At 65.3% G+C, this 6,076-nt stretch carries 6 protein-coding genes; 4 read left to right on the top strand and 2 right to left on the bottom strand.

The features are described from left to right. Positions 1 to 240: 240 nt before the first annotated feature. Positions 241 to 573 (top strand): hypothetical protein, encoded by a 333-nt coding sequence (locus V7050_RS17160; protein WP_324375697.1) that lies wholly within the window; start codon positions 241 to 243, stop codon positions 571 to 573. Between the two features lie 313 nt (positions 574 to 886). Here V7050_RS17160 and V7050_RS17155 read toward each other — a convergent pair whose 3' ends face one another. Further along, positions 887 to 1,750 carry a universal stress protein gene (locus tag V7050_RS17155; RefSeq protein WP_324375695.1) on the bottom strand — a complete coding sequence of 288 codons (864 nt, stop codon included), beginning with the start codon at positions 1,748 to 1,750 and terminating at the stop codon, positions 887 to 889. A gap of 128 nt (positions 1,751 to 1,878) precedes the next feature. Here V7050_RS17155 and V7050_RS17150 point away from each other — a divergent pair, with 128 nt between their 5' ends. From V7050_RS17150 to V7050_RS17140, 3 genes are all read left to right on the top strand, one after another. Further along, a complete protein-coding gene (locus V7050_RS17150; RefSeq protein ID WP_101753551.1) occupies positions 1,879 to 2,133 on the top strand; it encodes a helix-turn-helix domain-containing protein in 255 nt (84 codons plus the stop codon). Further along, positions 2,133 to 3,854, top strand: coding sequence for a cation:proton antiporter (locus tag V7050_RS17145; RefSeq protein ID WP_324375691.1), 1,722 nt, complete (start codon positions 2,133 to 2,135; stop codon positions 3,852 to 3,854). Before V7050_RS17150 ends, V7050_RS17145 begins: the two co-directional genes overlap by 1 nt. Positions 3,855 to 3,941: 87 nt before the next feature. After that, entirely contained in the window at positions 3,942 to 4,409 is a 468-nt protein-coding gene (locus V7050_RS17140) for a hypothetical protein (RefSeq protein ID WP_324375689.1), read from the top strand. Positions 4,410 to 4,411: 2 nt separating this feature from the next. Here the strand turns inward: V7050_RS17140 and V7050_RS17135 are convergent. After that, positions 4,412 to 6,076, bottom strand: a 1,665-nt coding sequence (locus V7050_RS17135) for a cyclic nucleotide-binding domain-containing protein (protein ID WP_324410899.1), incomplete at its 5' end; no start/stop codon positions are given.

Here is a 6,076-nt window from a genome sequence, read left to right as displayed (position 1 = left end):
CGAGTTTGGCACATCGCGATGCCGTCAGGGGAGAGCGGCATCCACCCCATCTCCAATCTAAGCGATTGATTTCATTGAGAGCCGAATGGTGCTTCGCGCTTCGCTCATCAACTGTGGCGCGGTCCGTCGACCTTCCTGCTGCAGGGCAGACGACCGGCAGTCTGGCCGCACGTGCACGTTCGATGGCACTGCCGCGCCACCGACGTGGCCTCCGCCGGTGCACTGTGATAAGAATGTAGCATGAACAACACGAGACTTTTCGGCGAGTTCGTAGAGCGGCTGCAGCGAACCGGGATCAGCGCGGACACACTTCGCGCCACCGGCGCGCTGATGTGGCGTGGCGTTCTGCTTGGAACCGCGCTCTATCTGCTTCTCGGCGAGGATCCTCAGGCCAACTTCAAGCTCAATGGCGTTTCCTACATCGTCGCCGTTGTCTGGTCCTACTATGACGGCATGTTCGCCAGACGGGTTTGGTCGATGGCGTTCATGGAGGCGATCTTCCTGCATCTGCTGGGGATCCAGGTCGGCAACCTGCTCGCGGTGATCTTCGGCAATCCGCTGCTCGGGACATGACAGGCGGCGGAAAACAATTCCACATGCCTCCCCGTTCGCTGACCCGCATCAGGACGCTGCATGAACGATCGGTCGGCGAAGGTGGCGTATCTCGGCATGAGACGTGGTCCCTTGTAGAGGTAGACGGGGAACGTAGGGTTCTCTTCGAGGCCCATAGCTCCGAGCAAGGCGGCGCTTCGCCGCCCCTCGAACAACGCCTGATGACCTTGCGGGAGGCGCTCCGCGGACCGCGGGCGGTCGCCCGTCAGATCTGGCTGGCGCTCGATGACTGACCTGCGACCCGCCCTCGCCGTTACCAAAGCCGACGCGTGGCTCAGTCGGCGCGTTGCGGCGGAATGGCGAGGATGTCGATCTGCGCTATTCTGAGCACCTGCTCTGTGACGCTTCCGATGAGCATCTTGGCCAGCCCGCTTCGGCCATGCGTCGACATCACGATCAGGTCCGCGTGCTCTTCACCGGCCGCCTTCAGGATTTCGTGCGGCGCTGGCGCCGCCTCGTAGCGCACGATCTGCCGCAGACGTCCCAGATCTGTCGAGGAGAGGAAGCGAGCGAGATCGCGAGAAGCGTCACGCTGTTCATCTTCGAGGTAGTGCTTCTGATCGTCCTTCGGGATCGAATGGCTGAAGACAAGACGGAGCGCAGGAGCATCAAAGATATGTAGCAGCGACGTCCGGGCATGGTCGGCAAGCCCCAACGTCTGGAACCAGAGCAACGCCTCGCGCGAGCCGTCGGACAGATCGGTCGTCTGCAGCACATGCCGATACTGCCCGGCTGGCGTAGCATTCACCATCAGGACCGGACAATCTACCGACCGGATCGTCCGCTCTGCCGTGGTGCCGACGAACACGTCCCTGAGCACCTGGCGTCGATGCGGGCCGATGACGAGAAGGTCAGGCGTCGCGTCCGCCACGGCTTGGGCGATGCCGACGAATGGGGACGCGAGGATGACCCGCGTCTCGCAGGTTACGCCGTCCACGTCCCGCAGCGTGGCGGCCATCTGGCGAAGCAACTTGGTGGCCTCGTCGCGCTCGGCGTCCACGATCCGGCGCGGTTGATCGTCGTCGACAACGTGGACCAGCAGCATGGTGGCTTGGAACTGGCGGGCCAGAAGGGTCGCGCGCCGCAGCGCCCGATCCGACCGCTCCGAAAAGTCCGTGGCCACCATGATATTCTTCATCGTCTCCTGTCCCCGGCCATGGCCTCGCGTTTGTGAGCGATGCGGTGCGACGCATCCGGCTCTGTCTGAATCAGCTCAGCTATCCTATAATACGCTATATTAGCCAAACTCGGTGAAAAGGCGCTAGCATGTCACGCGAGCAATATCGGACCGTCAAGGAGGTCGCGGACCTCCTGCAGGTCAACGAGGTCACCGTACGCCGCTGGATCAAGGACGGCGAGCTCCGGGCGATCGATATCGGCAAGGGATGGCGGATCGGCCCGGAGGACCTCGACGCCTTCCTGGAAGGTCACGCGACGCGGCCCGCCGCCAGGCCAAACGGCGGCACGAAAACGTCTCCGGAGGAGGCAGCGGCACAAAAGACGAAGGAACAGAAGAATTGATGGAAGTAATTGTTCAGTCGCCGTTCGCGGAGATCGCTGCACTGCTCGTTCTGGCGGCGGTGGTAGGCTTTCTCGGGATCATCCTGCGCCAGCCGCTGATCGTCAGCTTCATCGCGGTCGGCCTGATCGCGGGGCCCTCGGCGCTGGACCTGGTGCGATCTGACGAGCAGATTAGCCTGTTGTCCGAGCTCGGTATTGCAGTCCTCCTGTTCCTCGTCGGCATCAAGCTCGACGTGAAGCTCATCCGTTCCCTCGGGGCGGTCTCGCTTCTCACCGGCCTCGGCCAGGTCGCGTTCACGTCTGTCTTCGGCTACCTGATCGGGCTGGCGTTGGGACTGGGGCACGTCACCAGCCTGTATGTTGCCGTGGCGCTGACCTTCTCCTCCACGATCATCATCGTGAAGCTTTTGTCGGACAAGCGCGAGATCGACAGCCTGCACGGCCAGATCGCGCTGGGTTTCCTGATCGTGCAGGATCTCGTCGTCGTGCTGGCGATGATCGTGCTGTCAGCCATTGGCATCGGCACCGGGGATGGCGGCCATGGCGGCGGGTCGGTCCCGCTGGTCCTGGCCTCGGGCGTGGCGATGGTGGCGCTGGTCGTCCTCTTCGTGCGCTACGTCGCCAATCCGCTGACGGAGCGGCTGGCGCGCGCGCCCGAGCTTCTCGTGATCTTCGCCATCGCCATGGCGGCCATGTTCGCGGCGGCGGGCGACATCGTGGGGCTGGGCAAGGAGGTGGGCGGCCTCCTGGCCGGCGTCGCGCTGGCCTCCACACCTTACCGCGAGACGATCGCGGCACGGCTGGCGCCGCTGCGCGATTTCCTGCTGCTGTTCTTCTTCATCGCGCTCGGCTCCGCGCTCGATCTTTCCCTCCTTGGCGCGCATGTGACCGGGGCGATCATGTTCTCGCTCTTCGTGCTGATCGGCAACCCGCTCATCGTGCTCGCGATCATGGGGGCGATGGGCTACCGCAAGCGCACCGGTTTCCTCGCGGGCCTGACGGTGGCGCAGATCAGCGAGTTCTCCCTGATCTTCGTGGCCATGGGCGTGTCGCTCGGCCATGTGCAGGAAGACGCGCTCGGCCTCGTCACCATGGTCGGGCTCGTGACCATCGCCGCCTCGACCTACATGATCACCTATTCGCATCAACTCTATGCCGTGTTCGAGCCGCTGCTCGGCGTGTTCGAACGCAAGGGCACACCGCGCGAGCCGTCCGAGGCCGGGGCGCATCGCGAGGACGGCTACAAGGTGATCGTATTCGGGCTGGGGAGGTTCGGCACCGCCATCGGGATGCGGCTGAAGAAGCGGGGCATCCGGGTGCTGGGGGTCGACTTCAACCCACTCGCGGTCCGGCGCTGGCGGGAACTGGGGCTGGAGACCGAGTTCGGCGACGCGACCGATCCGGAATTCGTGGCCGAGCTTCCGTTGTCGCGGGCGGAATGGATCGTCTCCACCGTGCCGATTCACCCGACCGGCCTCAGCCACGAGGACACGCGCACGACGTTGATCCAGCTCACACGGACCTCCGGTTTCCGAGGGCGCGTGGCCGTCGCGTCTCACCACCCCAAGGACACCGAGGAACTCTTCGCCTCCGGCGCGGACATGGTTCTGGAGCCCTTCCAGGACGCTGCCGACCGTGCGGTGGACCTGCTCTGCGGCGCGCCTGAGGAAGAGCGGACCGAGATCCCGTCCATCGAAACGGAAGAGAAGCAGGCATCGTGATCGCGTAATCTATTCGAAACCCGGGCATGTTGGCGGGAATACGCCGGCGAACTTGAAGATGTACGCAGGTCAGATAGCTTTCCGGTTATGACGACGATGACCTGCATCCCCGCGCACCCTTTCCTTCCGACCGGCCCCGGACGAGCCCTCGCCGGCCTGCGCACTGCTCTCCCGCGCCTGCCCGTGAGAGACGCGCTTATCGCAGCCTGGCTCGTGCTGGCCGCATCGGCGGTCGTCTACGCCGACGAGCACCTGCGGGACTGGATCCCCGACGTGCTCGCGATCCCGGACGATGCGGAGGTCGTCACAGACCGCGCCATAGGCTCGACCGTACGGATGTTCTCCATTGCGACGGCCGCCGATGTCGATGCACTCTTTGCCGAATGGGAAGAAAGCCTGAGCGCCAACGGGTATCCCGTGACGCAGGGTGCCGATGATCTGCTGGACCAGTCGATCGAGTTTTCCGGGCCGGGCATCGCCAACGCAAAGATCATCATCGCGCCCACATCCGAGGATGAGCGGAGCGTCATCGAGTTCGACGCAACGCTGGACTGACGTCACACCGACACGCGATCGTCTGCCGGGCGCTGTACATTCGTGTCCTCGAACAGATTGTCCGGGTCGATCCCGCGCTTATCGGCGCTCGCGCGGACGGCGTCCTGAAGAGCCTCGCTGCGCTCCAGCAGCCGGCGGAAACGCGCTTCGTCGAGCACCAGCAGCGTCGAGGGCGCGATGGCGCGCACCTCGGCGCGGCGAGCCTTCTTCATCAGGATCGCCATCTGTCCGAACATCTCGCCGCGCCCGAGCCGCCATGTCTGCCCGGCGGTTTCGAGTTCGACCGCCCCAGAGGCGATGAAGAACACGCTCCTGGCGGCGCTGTCCTTGCGGATGATGACCTCGCCGGCATTGACGTAGCGTGTCTCGAGTGCACGACCGAGGCGCTTCAACACCGCATCGTCGAGTTCGGCGAAAAGTGGAAACTGCCGGACCAGTTCGGCCCGCTGGAGCGCGATGTCGAGATGTGGGCGTTCCTCGGCGACGGCCCTGCGCGCATGGAGCTCCTGCATCAACGTGGTGTAGACCTCGGCGCCGATCAGCCCGTCCTCGCGCATCGCGGTGTATTCTCGTTCCTCCAGCCGAAGCGCAGTGCGGCGGATGAACCGGCGTTCCAGCTCCTCCGCATAGCCTGGGTATTGCAGGCGCAACCCCTCCAGCGCGGTCTCCACCATCTCGATCCGGCGGGCGAGCAACTCGTGCAGCAGCTCCGCCACGCGCCGTCCGTGAATGCGCCGGATGCGACCGTCGATGAATGCGCCAAGGTCACGCAGGATCAGCCGCTGCGAGAGCAGAAGCTCGAACCGGTCGGCGGTCATGCGCGCCAGCGGACCGGAAAGGCGCAGGCGGCCGTTCAGAAGCAGGGCGATACGAAACCCCCGACCGTAGGCGACGCTACGCCGCGCGGCACGGTTGTAGCCGCTGCGCCCCTGGCTGCGGGCGCCCTCGATCAGACGGTCCGCGTCGGACAGGACCTGTTCGGCCATCCGCGCAGAGATCGTCCGCTCCCGCACGCGGGCAAGAATTGTGTCGCGCTCGTGGCCCGCAAGCGCGATCAGCCCGAGAGTGACCCGGTCGCGGTCGAGGATGTCGGCGCTCTCTTCCGCCGACTTCACCGCCGCATCCAGCCGCTCTCCGAAGCGCTTGGCCTCGGAGCGCACCGTGTCGTGGCTCAACTCATAGTTCTCGGTCGTGCGCGCCACGTCCTCGCGCACCGTCTGAAGCGCGACGGCGACGACCTGACGCGACAGCGCCTCGTCGATGGGCGAGAGCCGGTCGAGGCCGAGCCTGCCGATCACCCAGCGTAGCGTCGTGCCCTGCACGATGAGCGTGAACAGCGTGAAGCCTGTGGCGAGGATGCCCACCACGCGCTGGATGCCGTCGGGCACCCGGAAGCTTTCCGTCACTGCGAGTGCGAGTGCGAGCGTCACCGCGCCCCGCAGGCCGCCCCAGAGGATCGCGACCCGGTACGGGCGCTCGACCGTGGGCGAGAGCTTGAGCGCTGTCAGCAGCGGCAGGAGCCCGAACAGGATCACCGCCCGCGCCGCGATGGCGGCGAGGATCACCACGCCGGCCAGAACGAAATCCTCGACGCGCACCTCCTCCAGCAACCGCGGGATCAGCAGCGCGGCAAGAACGAAGATCAACGCCCCGGCCCAATGCGCCAG

It is taken from the genome of Amaricoccus sp. (genome assembly GCF_036846665.1).
In the GTDB taxonomy this organism is placed as follows: domain Bacteria; phylum Pseudomonadota; class Alphaproteobacteria; order Rhodobacterales; family Rhodobacteraceae; genus Amaricoccus.
The sequence above is the reverse complement of the archived record's forward strand: the minus strand, read 5'-3'. Positions and strand labels throughout refer to the sequence as shown.